Genomic DNA, 17,962 nt, shown 5'->3' on the forward strand with positions numbered 1-17,962 from the left:
GACCTGTCACATCAGTTGACGACAGCGGGCTGCCGCTGTCAATCGGGGATCAGACGCTCGCGGTGTCGGCCTTGTCGGTGTCGGCGCGGTCGGGGACGAAGCGGTAGCCGACGTTGCGGACCGTTCCGATCAGCGACTCGTACTCGGTGCCGAGCTTGGCGCGCAGCCGCCGGACGTGCACGTCGACCGTCCTGGTGCCGCCGAAGTAGTCGTAGCCCCAGACCTCCTGCAGCAGCTGGGCCCTGGTGAAGACCCTGCCGGGGTGCTGGGCGAGGTATTTGAGCAGCTCGAACTCCTTGAACGTGAGGTCGAGCACGCGCCCGCGCAGCCGCGCGGTGTAGGTGGCCTCGTCGATCGACAGGTCGCCGCTGCGGATCTCGTCGGGCACCTCCTCGGCCGCCGCCTGCGAGATGCGGCCGGTGGCCATGCGCAGCCGCGCCTCCACCTCGGCCGGGCCCGCGCTGTCGAGCAGGACGTCGTCGACGCCCCACTCGGCGGTCATGGCGGCGAGCCCGCCCTCGGTGACGATGACGAGGAGCGGGCAGTCGATGCCGGTGGTCCTGATGAGCCGGCACAGGCTCTTGGCCTGCACGAGCTCCTTGCGCGCGTCGACGAGGACCGCGTCGGCGGGCGGGGTGTCGATGAGCGCGGACGCCTCCGCGGGCGAGACCCGGACCGAGTGGAGCAGCAACCCCAGCGCAGGCAGCACCTCGGAGGACGGCTCGAGGGCGTTGGTCAGCAGCAGCAGGTTGCTCATTACGGCCTCCTCAAACACGCAAGGACCCGGGGGCTACGTCGCCCGAGTCCATGTGAGTGAGGATATCCCACGGGTTAGTCGCGTCCATTGCGCGTCCAGCAGGTGAACCGCGCGTCTCCTGAAACAAGCTTGTTAAGGAGAACGCACAATAGGGTTGAAACGATTGTGAGGCAGGCATGGCCACGGGAAAGATACGTTATTGGGCGGCGGCGAAGGATGCCGCCGGAGTCGCGGAAGAGTCGTTCGACGCGGTCACTCTTGGTGAACTCATGACCAAAATCACACGCGATCGTGCCGAACTGGCCAGGGTGGTCCTGCGCTGCTCGTTCCTGGTGGACGGCTCACCTGTGGGAAAGCGCGCGCACGATCAGGTGGTGCTCGCCGACGGCTCGGTCGTCGAGGTGCTGCCGCCCTTCGCCGGCGGCTGATCCGCTGGTGAGCAACCGCTTTCCGGGGGAATGAGTCATGCCGGATCGATAGGCTCTTGACCCCCGCCCAAGACAGGGAGCCCCATGCGCAAGCTGATCGTTTCGCTGATCGTGCTCGTCATTCTCCTTGTCGCCGCCGACCGGGTCGCCGTCGCGGGCGTCGAGCGCGATCTCGCCAATCGCATCGCCGCCTCCGCCGACCTGTCCGGCACCCCGACCGTCACCATCAAGGGCATCCCCTTTCTGACCCAGGCCTTCTCCGGCCACTATCCGGAGGTGCGGTTCGACCTCGGCACGTTCACCTACGGCGGCGTGCCCGTGCGCGACCTGCACGGCGCCGCCTACGACGTGACCGCGCCGCTCGACGGCATCCTGCAGAACCGCCCCGACATCAGGGCCGGCCGCGTCACCGTCGCCGGCACGCTGAGCAGGGCCACCATCGACAAATACGCGCCCCAGGGGGTCAAGATCGGCGGCAACGGCGACAGGCTCACCGCGTCGGGCGAGGTGACGGTGGGCGCCCAGAAGGTGAAGTTCGACGCCGAGATGCGGGTCGAGCTCACCGACGGCGGCATCAGGGTCCAGGCAGAGAAGATCGAGGGCGTGCCCGACCAGGTCGCCAGGCTGGTCTCCTACACCATCCCGTTCAAGGGCAAGCTGCCCTTCGACGTGAAGGTGACCGGGGTCAGGAGCGTGCCGGGCGGGCTCGAGTTCTCGGCAGAAGCGTCTGACGTGCCGATCCGTGGATGAGCGTGAACCGTCGCGTCGCCCGCTACGTGATGAGGACGTGACAGCAGCGGACACCGCCGACGAGGAACTCGTGAGGACCCTCTTCGACGAGCACGCTGGGCCACTCTACGGTTACGTGCTTCGCATGACCGGCGACTCGGGCCGGGCCGAGGACGTCGTCCAGGAGACCCTGTTGCGGGCCTGGCGGCATCCCGAGGCCATGTCCGGGCGGCCGATCCGCGCGTGGTTGTTCACGGTGGCCCGTAATCTCGTCGTGGACCAGCATCGCGCCAGGAAGGCCAGGCCGCCGGAGACCGGCGACGAGGCCCTGGCGGTCCTGCCGGCCGACGACGAGCTCGAGCGCGCGGTCGAGTCGTGGGCGGTGGCCGAGGCGCTCGCCGCGCTGCGGCCCGAGCACCGTGACGTGCTGCTGGAGGTCTACTACCGGGGGCGATCGGTGAAGGAGGCGTCGGCGACGCTGGGCATACCGCCGGGAACGGTCAAGTCCCGTACGTACTACGCGTTGCGCGCCCTGAAGCTGGCGCTCGAAGAACGGGGGCTGGCGCCGTGATGACGTGTGAGGAGGTCCGGATCGCGCTCGGCGCGCACGCCCTGGGCGCACTCGACCCGGAAGAAGCGCTGGAGATCGACCACCACCTGGCCACCTGCGAGGCGTGCGGCGCCGAGCTGGAGGAGCTGGCCGGCCTCACGTCGTTCCTCGGGAAGGTGTCCGAGCGCGACGTCGAGGTGGTGACCAGCCCGCCGCGGCAGGTGCTCGACCGGCTGCTCAACGACCGCGCCAGACGGTCGCGGCGCGGCCGGATCCTGACCGCGGTCGCGGCGTGCGCGGCGGTGCTGGTGGTGGGCGGCACGGTCTGGACGTCGATCCAGGTCACCTCGAGCCACGAGGCGACGACCGCCCAGGCGCCCGCGGCGCCTTCCCAGGAGTCCGGTCCGCGGGTCATGTCCGACCAGGGCGCGCCGGAGCAGAGCGCCGGCGACCGTCCCATGGTCGAGCAGCGCCGCTCCGACCAGTCCGACGCCGCCGAGCAGGCCCCCACCGAGCAGCCGTACGGCGCGGTGGCCACCCCGAGCCCCAGCCGAGCTCTGAAAACCCCGGCCCCGTCCGACGCGGAACCACGCGCTTCTTCCGCGCCCCGCAAGGCTCAGGAAGGACGCGAGTTCACCGGCACGAACCGCGCGGACGGCTACCGCGCCACCGTCCAGGCCCTCCCCGCCGAGAACGGCACCGAGCTGGGCGTCCGCGTCACGGGCATCCCCGTCGGCACCACGTGCGGCCTCGTGGTGGTCGCCGCCGACGGCCGCCGCGAGACCACGGAGACCTGGAAGATCGCCCCCGACACCTACCGCGAAAGAACGGTCTTCTCCCGCCGCACCTCATTGGCGCTATCGGAGATCACCCACTTCGAGGTGGTGGACGAGTCAGGCAAGCCCCTGATCGCCATCCCCGCCCCCAACTGACCCGGGGTCTCGGCCCGCACTCCGGCGGGCCGTCGCGGGGGTGTGGGTCCTCTCCCCGCCCCAGTCACCGACGGCGGGAAGGAAACGTGAGGGCGGGGGGTTGCACGGGTGTCAGGGTCGCTGCTTGGCATGAAGATCGGGGTGAGTCACCTGCGTCGCGACGATCGCGCACATGAGGCCGTCCCCGAGCGTCTTTCCGCGGAGGAGCTCGGGGAAGGGCTGGGGGAGCGGGCGACGCTCGTGCAGTTCTCGACGGCGTTCTGTCAGCCGTGCCGGGCGACCCGCAGGATTCTGGCCGATGTGAGCGCGCTGGTGCCGGGGGTGCGGCACGTCGAGGTGGACGCCGAGTCGCGGCTGGAGCTCGTCCGCAGGCTGGGAATCACCGGCACGCCGACCGTGCTGGTCCTCGATCCAGCGGGGACGGTGGTGACAAGGGCTTCTGGGCTGCCCAGAAAGACCGAGGTGCTGGCGGCGCTGGCGCGGGCCGTACCGGAGCAGTGAGGATCGAGGCGTCTCACGTGTCGTCTCACCAACCGGACGAGATGTGACAGATGACGAGACGCCGAGTAGTGTCTTGCTCATGAACCCATCGACAGAGCTGCTGACGAAGCGGCGCGCGGTTGATTTCTGCCGCGTCGCCACCGCGCTCTGTCGCGCTGCCTGAGGACGATCTCGCGCGGATTCGCCATCCGCCTCAAATCGACCCTTCAGGAGCATCCTGCGATGCGTGCCGATCCCAGAATGCTGCGCTTCGGCGCGGCCGTCACCACCCAGATCCTCGCCTCCGCCCTGATCTCCGAGAGCCTCCGGCTGCTCGCCGTCAGGGCGCTGAGTCGCGCACTGGGTGCGTTCCGTCGCTCACCGCACCCGATGCTCCGCCCGGCGCCCGGCGCCGGGAAGGACCCCGGACTCTTCCGGCCGGTCCTCGCGGTCGTGGGGCCGGCCGGATGCGCCGCCGTGATCACGTCGCAGGCCCTCTCGGCCTCGGCCGCGGCCACCCTCGCCGCCTTCCTCATCGCAGCCTGCGGATTCTGCCTTGGCTGCGCGATGTACCTGCTCATTCGCCGACTACTGCCCGCCGCCAACATGGAGGTATCCCAATGAGCCGCTCCGCCGCCCTGGTGGACGCCGACTGGGTCGAGGCCAACCTCGACACGCCCGGAGTCGTCCTCGTCGAGGTCGACGAGGATGTCAGCGCCTACGACAAGGGCCACATCCGTGGCGCCGTGAAGGTCGACTGGCGTCAGGACCTGCAGGACCCGGTGCGACGCGACTTCGTCGACAAGACCGGTTTCGAGGCCCTGCTGTCCGACCGTGGCATTTCCAACGACGACACCGTCGTGCTCTACGGCGGCAACAACAACTGGTTCGCCGCCTACGCCTACTGGTACTTCAAGCTCTACGGCCACGCGAACGTCAAGCTGCTCGACGGCGGCCGCAAGAAGTGGGAGCTCGACTCCCGCGAGCTGGTGCGCGACGTGCCGCAGCGACCCAAGACGCAGTACGTCGCCAAGGAGCAGGACACCGCGATCCGCGCCTTCCGCGACGACGTGGTGTCGGCGATCGGCAAGCTCAACCTGGTCGACGTGCGCTCGCCCGACGAGTTCACCGGCAAGCTGCTGGCCCCCGCCCACCTGCCGCAGGAGCAGGCACAGCGCGGCGGCCACGTGCCGACGGCCCGCAACATCCCGTGGTCCAAGGCGGCCAACGACGACGGCACCTTCAAGTCCGACGACGACCTGCGCGCCCTCTACCAGGAGGCCGGGGTCGACTTCGGCAAGGACACCATCGCCTACTGCCGCATCGGCGAGCGGTCGGCGCACACCTGGTTCGTGCTCCACGAGATCCTGGAGCAGTCCAACGTGAAGAACTACGACGGTTCGTGGACCGAATACGGCTCGCTCGTGGGCGTGCCGATCGAGCTGGGGGAGGCTCGCTGATGAGTGCACAAGGGTGCGGGGCGCCCGAGCAGACCGTGGCGCTGCCCGCCGGCATCGATCTGTCCAACCAGGCCGTCATCCAGGGCGTCGTGACCGGCGCCGGCACCGCCTACGCGCGGCTGCTCGACCACTCCGGTGAGTTCACCGGCGAGGTCGTGGTCTCCGACGACGGCGTCTTCCGATTCTTCGCCGCCCCCGGCGACTGGACCGTCCGCATCATCGCGGGCGGCGGCGTCACCCGTGACGTCCAGGTCCAGGCCAAGCTGGGTGAGGTCGCCCAGCTCGCGGTGGCCGTCTGACACATGACGAAGGGCCCGCGTCCGGCTGACGGACGCGGGCCCTTCGCCTGCCTCACGGCGGCCGGGTGGGGTAACGCATGAGGAGCGTGGCGCGTACGACGTCGGGACCGTGCGCGCGGTAGCCGTGCGGCACGTCGGACCGCCACGAGATGTGGTCGCCCGGGCCGGCCGTGAGCGGCGCGTCGACGGGGCCGGCGCTCAGGGTGCCGGTGAAGACCGTGACGTGCTCGCTCACCCCCTCGTGATGGGCGGGTGAGGTCTGGGTGAGGCCGGGCGGGACGCGTACGCGGTAGAGCTCGTACGTGACCCGGTCGTCCTCGAAGACCTCGAGCAGCTCGGCCTCGATGGCCGTGCCCCGCATGACCTGCGGCTCCGGCGGCGCGTCGAGGATGGCCCCGATGGGCACGCCCAGCTGCGCGGTGATCGCCCACAGGGTCTCGAGCGTGGGGTTGCGGGTGCCGGTCTCCACGCCCGACAGCGTGGCCTTGCCGATGCCCGCCCGTTTGGCCAGCTCGGAGAGCGAGACGCCGCGCGCCTGTCGCAGCCGCCGCAATCGATCGCCCACCACGCGGGGATCGGTGTCGATCGCGGGTCGCGGTTTCATACCGCAATGGTGCCGTACGGGAGGCGGGTCGTGACCCCGTTCGCCGGGGGGAAACCTATGTCACCGCCGGGGGGGAAGGCGCCGCTCACCTGGCTCTTGATCGCGCAGCGTCTTCAAGGGTTGCGGCTGCGTCACATGGGACAGAACGCTACGATTCCACAGATGTCCGGTTCGACAGGTGTGACGGCGCCGCCGCAACCAGGGCCCACACCGGCTCAGCAGATGCCGTCGCCGTACTCACTGCCCCTGCACGCCCTCCGCCTGGCGGGCAAGTGCGCCGCGCCGCTGATCCTCTGGTACGCCGCGGGCGAGCTCGTCCGCTTCGTGCTGCTCTACGCCGCCTCCGAGGTCGCGTACGGGGACTACCGCCAGGTCCGCCTCGTCGCCGTCATGACCCTGCTGACGCTCATCGTGCTCGCCGCGATGACCGTCACCGCCGGCATGCTGCACAGCCTGCGCGGCGCGCTGTGGGAGGTGCGCGCACGAGCCGGGGACGGCGTCGGGGAGGAGAAGTTCTTCCGCACCCTCGACCGCATCGCGCCCGCGTTCGCGGTGCTCTATCTGGCCTGGGGCTTCCAGACGGAGGACGCCAGGGACGTCTACCAGATGGACATCTTCCATCACTTCTTCGAGCAGACCGAGGCGTCCTGGTTCGGTGAGCAGAGCGACGTCGGCCGCGGGCTCGTCGACCTGGACTGGCGGGTGTCGCTCGGCGCCATGGCCGTCGCCTTCGGGCTCAAGTGGCTGTTCTCCAAGTTCGTCGAGCAGAACAAGGGCAGGTTCTTCGGCTTCCTGGCCGCCTTCTCCGAGTTCGCCTTCGTCTTCTACGGCCTGAACGCCACCGTCGCCTTCAGCGACGCCCGCTCGGAGTGGGTGCAGCACCGCAAGGCCATCGCCGGCACCGAGGAGCTGCTCACCCAGGCCAAGGAGAACGTGCCGCTCTGGGACACCGTCACCGGCTGGTGGGGCGAGGTGTGGCCGCTGGTCCTCGACGGCGTGGCCGTGCCGCTCGCCTGGCTCACCGTGGCCATGCTGGTCTTCGGCGCGTTCTCCGACGAGGCCCGCACCCTGCTCAGGGGCACCCGCCTGGAGCGCGGCATCGACCGGCTGGAGACCAGCCATGACCTCACGCAGAAGTCGTTCGACCAGCTCACCGGCGGGTTCAGGGACCGCTGGGTGCCGCTCGCCAACTCGCTGCGGATGATCTTCAACGGCGGGATGCCGCTGTTCGGCATGATGTGCCTGTGCTACGCGGCCCTGGAGATCGGCGGCCAGTACGCGCAGCGCGGCGTCATGATGCTCATCGGCGCCCGGGACGAGTGGGTCGGCGTCTACCAGGCGGTGCCCGTGTCGTTCGTCCGGGACATGGTGGTGACCGTGCTCACCATGGCGCTGCTGGCGGCCACGTACGATCTCGCGGCCACCCGCGCCCGCCTGGCCGGCCGCCCGCTTGAGGAGGGGTGACCGGCCGGCTCAGCGGCGCCTGAAGCGCAGCACCTCCACGTCCGGCACCAGCTTCTCCGCGCCCTCGCGGGTGAACAGCTCATCCGTCGGGGTGTCGGAACGGTAGTTGCTGGGCCGGAACGACAGCTCCACCTCGTTCGCCACCGGCGTCGGCACGATCGCCAGCCCCTGGATCTTGTACTCCTCGCCCACCACGAGCCGGTCCGTCGGCCGGTCGCCCACCGCCTCGATGGGCGCCGTCCAGATCCGTCCCGCGCGGTCCTGCACCTGGACGTCAGTGGGCTCCGCCACCATCGTGGCGCTGCCCTTGTCCACGACCTTTCTGGTGATGTCCACCTTCAGCCAGGTCACCTCGGGGCCGTGCTTGCTGTTCTGGGGCGCCTCGGTGCGCGACACGGCGGCCTTCCACTCGACGCCGTTCACCTTGCCCGCCTGGCCCGCCGCGACGATGATCTCCTTCGTCTCCTCCTCGGAGACCTTCTCGTAGAAGGCGTGGCCGTCGTAGGTCTGTGCGGCGGTCGTCAGCAGGCACGCCAGCACGGCCGCCGCGGCCACCAGCGCCGTACGCCGCTTCGACCTGCCCCCGCCCTGGGGCCCGGTGCCCTCCGCAGGCCCCTGCCCGCTCGCTTCGGGGCCGGGGAACGGCTCGGCGCTTGGGGCGCCCTGCGCGAAGGACTGCCCCTCTCCGGCCGCGAGACCGGGCGCTCCCGCCGCCGTGGGCGGGGCGACGGGCGGTTGAGCCGGGGCGCCCGGCCGGTACTGCGGGGGCGGACCGGCCGTCCTGACGGCGGGAATGGGCTGCGTCGCACCGCCGACCGGCTCCCGGGGAGCGGGCGGCCACACTTGCTGATCACTGATGGCCCGCCGCCCCCGCACGTCACCGACCTGCGGCCCGGCCCCCGGCCCGAACCGCCGCCCACGCCCGGACCCTTGACCGGGCCCCCGCTGGTCGCCGGGCCCTTGACCGGGCCCCCGCTGGTCGCCGGGCCCCTGACCGAAGCCGCGCCCGTCGCTCTGCCCGAACGTCGCCTCAGGACCTTGCTCGCCGTAAGCGGGCCCACCGGAGTGCCTGCCGGCGCTCTGCCCGGCCCAGCCTGGTTGAGGGGCGTCGGGGTGTGGGGCGCTCCAGGCTTGGTCTGAGCCGTAGGAGGGGCCGTCTGGCTGAGGGGGCCGGGGGGCTTGTGCAGGCGCTTGTGCGGGGTCGTAGGCGCCTCTGGGAGCCCAGCCGGCGGGTTCGGCCGGGTGGCCGTGAGGCGCCGAGGGGTCAGGGGCGGCGTGGCGGCGGCGGGGCCGGGGTGCGGGCGCGTTCCCGGGGGCCCAGTCGTGTTCGGACGGAGACCAGTCGTAGGCGGACGGGGCGCCCTGGCCGGACATGCGGCCGGGGACGCCACCGCGCATGCCGGGACCCGGTGGAAGGCCCTTGCCAGGGGCCTGCTCATGGGCCGACTGCGGCGGAGCGGCGGACTCGGGCCCGATGCCGGGTCCAGCGCCGGATCCAGCGCCGGGGCCGACGGCGGGGCCTGTGTCGGGGCCGACGGCGGGGCCTGTGTCGGGGCTTGCGGCGGGTTCTGCGTCGGGGGCGCGCTTGGGGTCTCTGCGCGGCGAGAACCAGTCGTTCGTGCTCATCCTGAGATCACTTCTCAACGATCGAGTAGACGTCCTGCGGCGAGCCGGCGAGCTTGCGCGCCGCCGCCTCGTCCAGGCCGAGATCGATCTCGACCTCAGGCCGGTACGGCTCCTGCGGCCCCGCCTGTGGCGGCAGCCCGAAGACCACGCGCGCCCCCGGCAGCGCCTTCGCCGGGACCTCGAAGAAGAACGGCCCCTTGACCCAGATGTCCGGCTGCACCCATACGTTGGCCAGCGTCTGCTGGCTGTCCACCCGGTCGGTGGCGGCGTAGCGCACGCCGTCGGGCGTGAGCAGCACGGGCTGCCCCAGGTGGTACGGCTTCATGCTGGACTTGGCCGACGCCTGGACGATGAGGAAGATGTTCCCGGTCTCGATGGTCTCGGTGTCGGAGAGCTGAATCTTCCTGGCGGTGCTGAACGCGTCGAGCCGTACGGTGAACCGCTGGGCGTCCACGATCTCGCCCTTGCTCCCCGTGTAGCTGAGCGGGTCGCTCAACGAGCCCTCGCCGAGCGCCTGGGTCTGCAGCCCGACGGCGGCGAGCAGCATCACGAGCCCGGCGGCGACGCCGGCGATCCCGGAGCCGCGGCCCTTGCGGCGGCCGCCCCGCCGGGACTGGCGGCCGGGGGCGACCTCCGAGCGCTGGTCGATGAGGGTCATGCCGTGCCGCCCTTCTTCACCGGCAGGGTCACGCGCGCCTTGATGACGGGCCGGAAGGATCGCTCGCCCGCCTCCTCGGCGACCATGCTCCATTCGAGCGCGGCGTTGTTGAACGCCTCGGTCTCCTCGAAGGAGGCCACGTCGAGGGTGACCTTGTCGGGCGGCTGCTCACCGTCCTTGAGCCGGTACCTGACGATGACCTCGCTGGTCACGCCGGGGTGCAGCTGCCGGGTCTCGCCGCCCTTGCTGAGGGCGTACGCGAACGGCCCCGACTCCCGGTCGAACGCCGGCGTGATCTTCACGAGGGACCCGGCGAAGGTCGTGGACGTGAACGCCTGCTCGATCTTGGCGGGCGGCAGGCCCACGGGGAGGGTCTCGTCGCCCTTGTTGGTGACGTCGAAGACGAGCTCGAGGAAGCGCTTGTCCTCGTCCCACGTGTTCTGGGCCCGCTCGACCCGGACGCGCGACTCGACGAACTTGGTGTCGTACAGGCCCTGGTCGAGCACGGCGCCCTGGCTCAGCGGCTCGACCTCTTCCGGAGCCTCGCCGAGGCCGCCCAGCAGGGCGGTGATGCCGATGACGGTCAGAGCCGTCAGGGCCATGGCGGGCACCACTACCGGGCGTCTGGGCTTGTCAGTGCGGTCGCCGGAGGGTTCCGTCATGGATAAGGATGGTAATAGCTCCCGTTCGTCTCATCTGCCGCAATGCTCCCATCGGACTGGTCAAATTGCCGATAACCCTGCCGCTACGGTGGTTCCAGCTCATACGCTGTCACGGAGCGGGAATGGGCTGAGCCCTACACCTCATGACATATCGGCGGCCGGAGGGTCACGTGGCGGACGTGCATCCCGAGCATGCCCAGCTCCAGGCGGACCGCATCTACCTGGGCTGGCAGTACATCCTGCTCCATCCCGAACCGGGGCCGCCGCCCAAACGCCCCTCGCCGGGCGAGGAGGCGGCGCAGGAGCAGCCCGACCCCGCCGCGTCCGAGTTGCTGCGCCGCGAGCGGCAACTGGAGGACATGCTCAACCGGCCGGTACGCCACGTCCGCCTGTTCATGCTCGTGCTCACCGTGCTCATCCTGGGCGCCGCGCTGTCCGGCTACCTCGCCTGGCCCTTCGCCCTGCTGGGACTGGTCGCGGCCGGCGGCGTGGCGGGCATCTGCAGCTACGCGCTGCTGCAGGGCGACCGCGCGGTCAGGTACCGGGTCCTCGAACAGCAGGCCAAGGACGAACGGCGACGTCAGGAACGTGACAAGGAGCTGTTCCGCGCGCAGGAGGAGCACGCCCAGCGCTACCGCGAGTGGCAGGAGTCGAAGGATCGCCACGACAGGCAGCTGACCTGGTACGCCGTCTCGGTGCCCGACGAGATCGACCGCATCGACGTGGCGGGCGGCACCTTACCCGGCTGGTCGGCGCTGGTGACGCTGATCGGCGCGACCCGGCTCTACAGCGGCGGCCACCTCACGGTGCTCGACCTGTCGGAGGGCGCGATCGCCAAGGACCTGATCGAGCTGGCCCGCAAGGGCGGCGACGACCCGCTGGTGTGGGTGCTGCCGGTCGATCTGCCGCGGCTCGACCTGGGCGCCACGCTCAAGCCTGAGGCGTTCGCCGACGTCCTGGCCCACGTGGTGAGCGTCAGCGAGGAGCACCGCACCACCCGCGACCTCAGCTTCGACAACGCGATCCTGGAGCGGGTGCTTGAGGTGCTCGGCGAGAACGCCACCATCAGCCAGGTCACCGCCGCGCTGCGGGCCCTGGCGCAGGTGGGCGACCCGCGCGACGACCTGCGGTTCGGGCTGATCACCGCCACCCAGCTCGAACGCATCGGCACGCTGTTCGGGCGCGGGGTCAGCGACCGGGTGGTGATCGAGCGGGCCTGGGCGCTGGAGTCGCAGCTGCGCAAGCTGGAGTCGCTCGGCACACAGGCCGTGCGCCTGCCGCCGGCCCGGCTGCGGGTGGTGAGCATGGACCGGCAGGCGGGCGTGTTCGGCAACCGGGTGCTCGGCACGTACGTCGCGACGGCCCTGACCCACATCCTGCGCCAGTCGCCCGCCTCCGACCGGCCCTGGTACCACACGATCATCGTCGCGGGCGCCGACAAGCTCAGGGGCGACGTGCTCGACCGGCTCATGGACGCCTGCGAGACCTCGCGTACGGGACTCGTCCTCACCTACCGGTCGCTCACCCCCACGGTCAGGGAGCGGCTCGGCAGGGGCCACGCGGCGGTCGCGTTCATGCGGCTCGGCAACGCCGAGGACGCCCGGGTGGCCAGCGAGCACGTCGGCACCGAGCACCGGCTCGAGCTGGCCCAGCTCACCGAGACGATCAGTGACTCGCTGCCGGGGCTCGACGGCGGCTACACCTCCACGATCGCCCAGGTCGACGACGAGCACGAGGACCGCGACGAGCACGCGCCCGACCTCGCGGGCGACATCACCGAGTCCACCGAGTGGGGGCGCACCGCCGACAAGATCTCCGAGAAGGAGCGGGTGCTGCAGCGCTCGCGCGAGTTCCTCGTCGAGCCGCACCAGCTCCAGCAACTCCCCACGACGTCCGTGATCGTCACGGACGCCACCGCCGAGGGCCGCCGGGTCCGCCTGGCCGACGCGAACCCGGCCATCCTCACCTTCCCCAAGACCACGCTCGGCGAGCTGGAGGACGTCCGCGAGGCGGTGCTGGCACTCGACCCCAGGGCCGGCGACGGCGACGGAGAGCCGCCGCCGAACCTCGGGCCACCACCGCCACGCCTGGACTGGCGCAAGGGCAGGCAATGACATGGTCAATGTCAAGGTGACGGGCTGACGGTTGGCGGAATTTAACTACGAACCGTCTGTGGGGGATTGAAATGCAGCCGAGCGTCGCGTTGAGCGGGCCCTGGTATCGAATTCAGTCGATCGCAGCACCCTCGCGAAGCTCGTCGGCGGAATGGGATTTCGTCACCGTGCTTCCCGCGGTGTTGTCGGCGGCGCAGCGTGACCGTCCTTTCGTGATCGGGTGGTTGTCGCGTGGATCGGGGGCGCCGCTTGAGCTGATCACGAACGCGGGGCCGCTGTCGCCGCCGCGCCAGCCGCGCAGGTCCACCGACCTGCCCGACCATCCGAGCGGGCCGCAACCGCTGCTGTTCCCAGGGGGAGCGCGCGGGATGCGGCTGGACGAGGAGTACCTGGCCGACCTGGCCGACCTGGTGTGGACGCCGTGTCCTGGACGCCAGGCGCCGCCGCTGGGCAGCAGGGGGCGCGAGTTCGACCCCGACGAGCTCAGGCGGCCCACGTTGTTCGAGTCGACGCTGGTCACGCTCATGTCGCGGCCGTTCGCCTGGCTGGTGGTCGCCGAGCCGACCGACCTGCTGGACGCCGAGGTGGCGCACCTGCGTACCCAGCTCAACGTGCTGCGCCAGTACGGCGACGCCTCCGAACGCTCCCGGTTCGACGCGGAGCGGGCCGAGCGGCGCATGCAGGAGCTGGACGCCTTCCGCGAGGCGGGCCTGTGGAACGTGCGCGTGCTGGCCGGTGGCGCCACCGCCGAGGAGCTGCGGCAGATCGCTCCCGTGCTCGTGGGGTCGGTCGAGATGAGCCATCATCCGTACCGGCTGCGCAGCTCGCACGGGGCCGCGTACGCGCTGCCCGAGGCGCTCGCCATCACCATGCAGGACCCGGCCGACGGCGCCGCGGCCCCCTTCGCCGCGACGGCGGGCGCGCTGGCCGCGCTGGCCGGGCTGCCGCGGCGCGAGGTGCCGGGCGTGCGGGTGCTGGAGTCGGGCTTCTTCGACGTGACCTCCGAGTCGGACGGCGGCGTGGACGGCGGCGAGCTGCTGCTCGGTGAGATCCTCGACGGGCAGGACAGGGGTGTCGGCTCGTTCCGTGTGCCGCTCGCCACGCTCAACCGGCACGCGTTCGTCACCGGCGCGACCGGCTCGGGCAAGTCGCAGACCGTACGCCACCTGCTGGAGCAGCTCAGCCGAGCCCGCATCCCGTGGCTCGCGATCGAGCCCGCCAAGTCCGAGTACGCCGCCATGGCGGGCCGCGTCCCCGACCCGGTCACCGTGATCAACCCGTCCGCCCCAGACGGCGTGCCGTTCAGCGTCAACCCGCTCGAACCCGAGCCCGGCTACCCCGTCCAGGCCCACATCGACATGGTCAGGGCGCTGTTCATGGCCGCGTTCGACGCCGAGGAGCCGTTCCCGCAGATCATGTCGCTGGCCCTGCAGCGCGTCTACGAGGCCACCGGCTGGGACGTCGTCACGGGCGGCGCCGTGCCGGGCTCCGACGTCCCGCCCAGCGTCCCCACACTCGAACAGCTCCAGCAGCACGCCATGGACGTCATCAAGGAGATCGGCTACGGCCGCGAGGTGCAGGCCGACGTCGAGGGCTTCATCTCGCTGCGGCTGCGCTCCCTGCGCGTCGGCTCCGCCGGGCGCTTCTTCGAGGGCGGTCACCCCGCCGACATCGGCGGCCTGCTCGAACGCGACGTCGTGCTCGCCATCGAGGACGTCGCCAACGACGAGGACAAGGCGTTCCTCATGGGCACGCTGATCATCCGCATCGTCGAGCACCTGCGCATGCGCGCCCGCCGCGAGCGCTCGACCGGGCTGCGGCACGTCATCGTCATCGAGGAGGCGCACCGGCTGCTGCGCGACCGCGGCCACGGCCGGGCCTCCACCCACGCCGTCGAGCTGCTGGCCGGGCTGCTCGCCGAGATCAGGGCGTACGGCGAGGGCATCGTGGTGGCCGAGCAGATCCCCACCAAGCTCGTCACCGACGTGGTCAAGAACACCGCGCTGAAGGTCGTGCACCGGCTGCCCGCAGAGGACGACAGGCGGCTCGTCGGCGCGGCCATGAACCTCAGCGACGAGCAGTCGCGCCACGTGGTCTCCCTGCAGCCCGGCTCGGCGGCGGTGTTCGCCGACGGCATGGACCGGCCGCTGCGCGTGCGGGTGCCGCTCGGCGAGTCGCGGGAGAAGGTGCTGCCCGGGCCGCCGCCGCCCATCAGGGGGCGCAGGTCGGCCGCGTGCGGGGCGCAGTGCCGTACCGGGCAGGCGTGCACGCTGGTCGAGCTGCGCGAGGCCGACGTGCTCGCCGGGGCGCAGGAGTGGGCCTGGCTGCGGATCTGGTGCGACACGGTCGTGCTGGCCTTCGTCAGCAACCGGCCGCTGCCCGGCGTGCCGCGCGCGCTGTCGGCCGCCTGGGGCGAGCTGCCCGCCCGGCGCAGGGAGTGCCTGCTCGCCACCCTCATCGAGCGCGGCGTGCAGCGCCGCGCCTGGTCGCTGCGCACGTGGTTCGACCCTTCACTGCTCACCGAGAAGGCCGCGGAGGCCGCCGGCCGGCTGCTCGGCGGCCTCGACAGCGGCGGCGAGCGGCCCGGCGCGTCGTGGGTCATCCCGCAGGTGCGCTGGCTGCACGAGGTGGAGCGGCTCTTCCCGTACGGCCACCCCGCCCCGAACCTGCGCAGTCCCGCGCCGCCCATGGAGTACGCCCTGTTCCGCCCGTCCGCTGGCGCCGGCGACCTCGGCCACACCGAGCTGCTCGGCCACCGGGCCAAGGCGCTGCGCCACCACCCGCTGTCCATGGAGGTGGACCACAACAGGGAGCTGGCCTGGCGGGTGATCCTCGGCGACGACGAGCACGAGAGCGTGCAGCGCGACATCCTGACCGTGGCCATCGGGGTCGAGGCGGCGGGCAGGATCCGGCACGTCGGGCAGACCATGGGGGCGGGCTGGCTGGAGGGCGTGCTGTCGTGGCCGCGCCGGTTCGTGCTGCCGTTCGAGCAGGGCGGCGCGCCCGAGATCACCTTCGCAGAACCGACAGGTCCTGCGGTGAACGCCACCCCCGCCTACAGCACCCCCTCGGCGTGACGCGTTCACGGCACAGCGGAGATCGGGTGGGGTGAACCTTCGCTCGGGCGGTCAAACCGGGCGGGGTTTTCGCGCGCCCCTCCGAACCAGGCGGTAACCCGGACTAGGATCCATGCACATGACCCAGCTTCCTCTGCGGGCCCAGCTCGCCAGCGCCCTGGGACGCAGTGCCGCCACGCTGTCCAGGATGACAGGGCGCGGTGACGGATCGGTGATCGGCGGGCGGGTCGGTCTGCTCCTTGAGCCCGACCTCCTCCGCAAGCTGGCCCGTGACCGCAAGCTGGCTCTGGTCAGTGCGACCAACGGCAAGACCACCACGACCCGGCTGATCACCTCGGCCCTGCTGGAGCTCGGCGAGGTCGCCACCAACGCCTTCGGCGCCAACATGCCGGCCGGCCATGTCTCGGCGCTCTCCCAGCACAAGCGCGCCCCTTACGGCGTGCTGGAGGTCGACGAGAAATACCTGCCCGAGGTGCTCGACACGACGGGCGCGGGCGTCGTCTGCCTGATGAACCTCAGCCGCGACCAGATGGACCGCGCGGCCGAGATCTGGCTGCTGGCCCAGAAGTGGCGCAGGGCGCTGTCCGGCAAGCCCACCCACGTCATCGCCAACTGCGACGACCCGCTCGTCACCTGGGGCGCCTCCACGGCCGCGAAGGTCACCTGGGTGGCCGGCGGCCAGCGCTGGAAAGAGGACTCGTGGTGCTGCCCCGAGTGCGGCGGCCCGCTCGACCGCAAAGACGCCGACTGGGCGTGCCGCGAGTGCACGTTCCACCGTCCTGAGCCGCAGTGGGTGGTCGACGACGACGCGGCGATCGACCCGCGCGGCCAGCGGTGGCTGCTCGACATCCAGCTTCCCGGCCAGGCCAACCGCTCCAACGCGGTGATGGCGCTGGCCGTGGCGGAGGCGTTCGGGGTGCCGGTCGAGCAGGCGCTGCCCCGGCTGCGCGAGGTCACCTCCGTCGCGGGCCGCTACACCACGGTCGAGCGCGACGGCCGGCACGCCAGGCTGCTGCTGGCGAAGAACCCCGCGGGCTGGCTGGAGGCGTTCGACGTCGCCGACCCGCAACTGCCGATCATCCTGTCGGTCAACGCACAGGGCCCTGACGGCCGCGACACCTCGTGGCTGTGGGACGTCGACTACCGCATCCTGCGCGGGCGCCCGGTGTTCGTCACCGGTCAGCGCCGGCTCGACCTGGCGTTGCGGCTCGACGTGGCGGAGGTGCCGTCCACGCTGTGCGAGTCGTTCAACGAGGCCCTGGCGATGCAGCCGCCCGGCCGGGTCGACGTGATCGCCAACTACACCGCCTTCCAGCAGATCCGATCGGAGTTCGGCCGTGCCGTCTGACAGCGCCCTTCGCATCGTCTGGATCTATCCCGACCTGCTGAGCACCTACGGCGACCAGGGCAACGTGCTGGTCCTGGAGCAGCGGGCGCAGCGGCGGGGCATCGAGACGGAGACGATCCACGTACGCTCGGCCGACCCGGTGCCCGAGACCGGCGACATCTACCTCATCGGCGGCGGCGAGGACCGCCCGCAGATCCTGGCCGCGGGGCGCCTGCGCAAGGACGGCGGCCTGCACCGCGCCGTCGCACGGGGGGCGTCGCTGCTCGCGGTGTGCGCCGGCTACCAGATCATGGGCAGCACGTTCGGCGGCGAGGAGGGCCAGCCGGTCGACGGCATCGGCCTGCTCGACATCTCCAGCGTCCGCGGGCCCGCCCGTGCGGTGGGCGAGCTGGTGGCCGAGGTGGACGCCGCGCTCAACATCCCCACGCTGACCGGCTTCGAGAACCACATGGGCGTCACCCGCCTGGGCCCCGGCGTCAAGCCGCTGTCGAAGACGATCGTCGGCACCGGCAACGGCGACGGCTTCGAGGGCTGCTACGCCGGTCACGTCGTCGGCACCTACCTCCACGGCCCCGCCCTGGCCCGCAACCCCGGCCTGGCCGACCTGCTGCTGTCGTGGCGCGTGGGCGACCTCGCCCCCCTCGACGACACCCGCTACGAGGCCCTCCGCCAAGAACGCCTCACCACGGTCCTCCAGCAGCAACACTGAGTCATCAGCTCGGCGCTCGGCCCGGTTCCCGCTGTCAGGGAGCCGGGCCGTCGTGTGTCCCCCTG

Annotated in this window: 19 protein-coding genes; 14 read left to right on the plus strand and 5 right to left on the minus strand. The window is 71.3% G+C overall.

Features of this window, described 5'->3' with window-relative positions; all coding sequences use genetic code 11:
- Positions 1 to 49 precede the first annotated feature (49 nt).
- Entirely contained in the window at positions 50 to 757 is a 708-nt protein-coding gene (locus ABZW11_RS15805; protein WP_345395235.1) for a response regulator transcription factor, read from the minus strand.
- Between the two features lie 176 nt (positions 758 to 933).
- On the opposite strand from ABZW11_RS15805, the gene ABZW11_RS15810 reads away from it, so the two are divergent.
- The 9 genes from ABZW11_RS15810 (at position 934) to ABZW11_RS15850 (ending at position 5,635) form a co-directional block, all read left to right on the plus strand.
- Positions 934 to 1,185 (plus strand): MoaD/ThiS family protein, encoded by a 252-nt coding sequence (locus ABZW11_RS15810; protein ID WP_355417103.1) that lies wholly within the window; start codon positions 934 to 936, stop codon positions 1,183 to 1,185.
- An 84-nt stretch (positions 1,186 to 1,269) separates the two neighbouring features.
- Positions 1,270 to 1,935, plus strand: a complete 666-nt coding sequence (locus tag ABZW11_RS15815; RefSeq protein ID WP_355417106.1) for a DUF2993 domain-containing protein — start codon at positions 1,270 to 1,272, stop codon at positions 1,933 to 1,935.
- A 37-nt stretch (positions 1,936 to 1,972) separates the two neighbouring features.
- On the plus strand, positions 1,973 to 2,485 hold the full coding sequence (locus tag ABZW11_RS15820) for a sigma-70 family RNA polymerase sigma factor (RefSeq protein WP_355417109.1): 513 nt from the start codon (positions 1,973 to 1,975) through the stop codon (positions 2,483 to 2,485).
- Positions 2,485 to 3,396 carry a zf-HC2 domain-containing protein gene (locus tag ABZW11_RS15825; RefSeq protein ID WP_355417233.1) on the plus strand — a complete coding sequence of 304 codons (912 nt, stop codon included), beginning with the start codon at positions 2,485 to 2,487 and terminating at the stop codon, positions 3,394 to 3,396. Before ABZW11_RS15820 ends, ABZW11_RS15825 begins: the two co-directional genes overlap by 1 nt.
- Before the next feature lie 129 nt (positions 3,397 to 3,525).
- Positions 3,526 to 3,897, plus strand: coding sequence for a thioredoxin family protein (locus tag ABZW11_RS15830; RefSeq protein ID WP_355417112.1), 372 nt, complete (start codon positions 3,526 to 3,528; stop codon positions 3,895 to 3,897).
- 79 nt (positions 3,898 to 3,976) lie between these two features.
- The gene (locus tag ABZW11_RS15835; RefSeq protein WP_350668905.1) at positions 3,977 to 4,060 is read left to right on the plus strand and encodes a putative leader peptide; all 84 of its coding nucleotides are present in this window, start codon (positions 3,977 to 3,979) and stop codon (positions 4,058 to 4,060) included.
- A gap of 59 nt (positions 4,061 to 4,119) precedes the next feature.
- On the plus strand, positions 4,120 to 4,500 hold the full coding sequence (locus ABZW11_RS15840) for a DUF4395 family protein (protein ID WP_355417115.1): 381 nt from the start codon (positions 4,120 to 4,122) through the stop codon (positions 4,498 to 4,500).
- Positions 4,497 to 5,336 carry a sulfurtransferase gene (locus ABZW11_RS15845; protein WP_355417118.1) on the plus strand — a complete coding sequence of 280 codons (840 nt, stop codon included), beginning with the start codon at positions 4,497 to 4,499 and terminating at the stop codon, positions 5,334 to 5,336. The genes ABZW11_RS15840 and ABZW11_RS15845 overlap by 4 nt, the downstream gene beginning before the upstream one ends.
- Positions 5,336 to 5,635 (plus strand): DUF1416 domain-containing protein, encoded by a 300-nt coding sequence (locus ABZW11_RS15850; protein WP_355417121.1) that lies wholly within the window; start codon positions 5,336 to 5,338, stop codon positions 5,633 to 5,635. Before ABZW11_RS15845 ends, ABZW11_RS15850 begins: the two co-directional genes overlap by 1 nt.
- 52 nt (positions 5,636 to 5,687) lie before the next feature.
- On the opposite strand, the gene ABZW11_RS15855 is transcribed toward ABZW11_RS15850, so the two are convergent.
- The gene (locus tag ABZW11_RS15855) at positions 5,688 to 6,239 is read right to left on the minus strand and encodes an XRE family transcriptional regulator (RefSeq protein ID WP_355417124.1); all 552 of its coding nucleotides are present in this window, start codon (positions 6,237 to 6,239) and stop codon (positions 5,688 to 5,690) included.
- Between the two features lie 162 nt (positions 6,240 to 6,401).
- Here ABZW11_RS15855 and ABZW11_RS15860 point away from each other — a divergent pair, with 162 nt between their 5' ends.
- Positions 6,402 to 7,703 (plus strand): hypothetical protein, encoded by a 1,302-nt coding sequence (locus tag ABZW11_RS15860; RefSeq protein WP_355417127.1) that lies wholly within the window; start codon positions 6,402 to 6,404, stop codon positions 7,701 to 7,703.
- A 9-nt stretch (positions 7,704 to 7,712) separates the two neighbouring features.
- Here ABZW11_RS15860 and ABZW11_RS15865 read toward each other — a convergent pair whose 3' ends face one another.
- The 3 genes from ABZW11_RS15865 to ABZW11_RS15875 form a co-directional block, all read right to left on the minus strand.
- Positions 7,713 to 8,546, minus strand: a complete 834-nt coding sequence (locus tag ABZW11_RS15865; protein ID WP_355417130.1) for a hypothetical protein — start codon at positions 8,544 to 8,546, stop codon at positions 7,713 to 7,715.
- 790 nt (positions 8,547 to 9,336) lie between these two features.
- Complete coding sequence (locus ABZW11_RS15870; protein ID WP_355417133.1) at positions 9,337 to 9,987, minus strand: hypothetical protein; 651 nt, start codon at positions 9,985 to 9,987, stop codon at positions 9,337 to 9,339.
- On the minus strand, positions 9,984 to 10,649 hold the full coding sequence (locus ABZW11_RS15875; protein ID WP_355417136.1) for a hypothetical protein: 666 nt from the start codon (positions 10,647 to 10,649) through the stop codon (positions 9,984 to 9,986). The genes ABZW11_RS15870 and ABZW11_RS15875 overlap by 4 nt, the downstream gene beginning before the upstream one ends.
- Before the next feature lie 170 nt (positions 10,650 to 10,819).
- Here ABZW11_RS15875 and ABZW11_RS15880 point away from each other — a divergent pair, with 170 nt between their 5' ends.
- The 4 genes from ABZW11_RS15880 (at position 10,820) to ABZW11_RS15895 (ending at position 17,897) form a co-directional block, all read left to right on the plus strand.
- Positions 10,820 to 12,763: a hypothetical protein gene (locus tag ABZW11_RS15880; RefSeq protein ID WP_355417139.1), complete on the plus strand. Its 1,944-nt coding sequence runs from the start codon at positions 10,820 to 10,822 to the stop codon at positions 12,761 to 12,763.
- Between the two features lie 212 nt (positions 12,764 to 12,975).
- Positions 12,976 to 15,840 (plus strand): ATP-binding protein, encoded by a 2,865-nt coding sequence (locus tag ABZW11_RS15885; RefSeq protein WP_355417142.1) that lies wholly within the window; start codon positions 12,976 to 12,978, stop codon positions 15,838 to 15,840.
- 118 nt (positions 15,841 to 15,958) lie between these two features.
- The gene (locus ABZW11_RS15890) at positions 15,959 to 17,188 is read left to right on the plus strand and encodes a MurT ligase domain-containing protein (RefSeq protein ID WP_355417145.1); all 1,230 of its coding nucleotides are present in this window, start codon (positions 15,959 to 15,961) and stop codon (positions 17,186 to 17,188) included.
- Complete coding sequence (locus ABZW11_RS15895) at positions 17,178 to 17,897, plus strand: glutamine amidotransferase (protein ID WP_355417148.1); 720 nt, start codon at positions 17,178 to 17,180, stop codon at positions 17,895 to 17,897. The genes ABZW11_RS15890 and ABZW11_RS15895 overlap by 11 nt, the downstream gene beginning before the upstream one ends.
- Positions 17,898 to 17,962: the final 65 nt, after the last annotated feature.

It is taken from the genome of Nonomuraea sp. NPDC004580 (assembly GCF_040609855.1).
Taxonomy (GTDB): Bacteria; Actinomycetota; Actinomycetes; order Streptosporangiales; family Streptosporangiaceae; genus Nonomuraea; species Nonomuraea salmonea.

Excerpts from the sequence above, each read along its gene's own strand:
- ABZW11_RS15805 (WP_345395235.1), bottom strand. The coding sequence starts at position 757 with ATGAGCAACCTGCTGCTGCTGACCAACGCCCTCGAGCCGTCCTCCGAG.
- ABZW11_RS15810 (WP_355417103.1), top strand. The coding sequence starts at position 934 with ATGGCCACGGGAAAGATACGTTATTGGGCGGCGGCGAAGGATGCCGCC.
- ABZW11_RS15815 (WP_355417106.1), top strand. The coding sequence starts at position 1,270 with ATGCGCAAGCTGATCGTTTCGCTGATCGTGCTCGTCATTCTCCTTGTC.
- ABZW11_RS15825 (WP_355417233.1), top strand. The coding sequence starts at position 2,485 with ATGACGTGTGAGGAGGTCCGGATCGCGCTCGGCGCGCACGCCCTGGGC.
- ABZW11_RS15830 (WP_355417112.1), top strand. The coding sequence starts at position 3,526 with ATGAAGATCGGGGTGAGTCACCTGCGTCGCGACGATCGCGCACATGAG.
- ABZW11_RS15835 (WP_350668905.1), top strand. The coding sequence starts at position 3,977 with ATGAACCCATCGACAGAGCTGCTGACGAAGCGGCGCGCGGTTGATTTC.
- ABZW11_RS15840 (WP_355417115.1), top strand. The coding sequence starts at position 4,120 with ATGCGTGCCGATCCCAGAATGCTGCGCTTCGGCGCGGCCGTCACCACC.
- ABZW11_RS15845 (WP_355417118.1), top strand. The coding sequence starts at position 4,497 with ATGAGCCGCTCCGCCGCCCTGGTGGACGCCGACTGGGTCGAGGCCAAC.
- ABZW11_RS15850 (WP_355417121.1), top strand. The coding sequence starts at position 5,336 with ATGAGTGCACAAGGGTGCGGGGCGCCCGAGCAGACCGTGGCGCTGCCC.
- ABZW11_RS15855 (WP_355417124.1), bottom strand. The coding sequence starts at position 6,239 with ATGAAACCGCGACCCGCGATCGACACCGATCCCCGCGTGGTGGGCGAT.
- ABZW11_RS15860 (WP_355417127.1), top strand. The coding sequence starts at position 6,402 with ATGTCCGGTTCGACAGGTGTGACGGCGCCGCCGCAACCAGGGCCCACA.
- ABZW11_RS15870 (WP_355417133.1), bottom strand. The coding sequence starts at position 9,987 with ATGACCCTCATCGACCAGCGCTCGGAGGTCGCCCCCGGCCGCCAGTCC.
- ABZW11_RS15875 (WP_355417136.1), bottom strand. The coding sequence starts at position 10,649 with ATGACGGAACCCTCCGGCGACCGCACTGACAAGCCCAGACGCCCGGTA.
- ABZW11_RS15890 (WP_355417145.1), top strand. The coding sequence starts at position 15,959 with ATGACCCAGCTTCCTCTGCGGGCCCAGCTCGCCAGCGCCCTGGGACGC.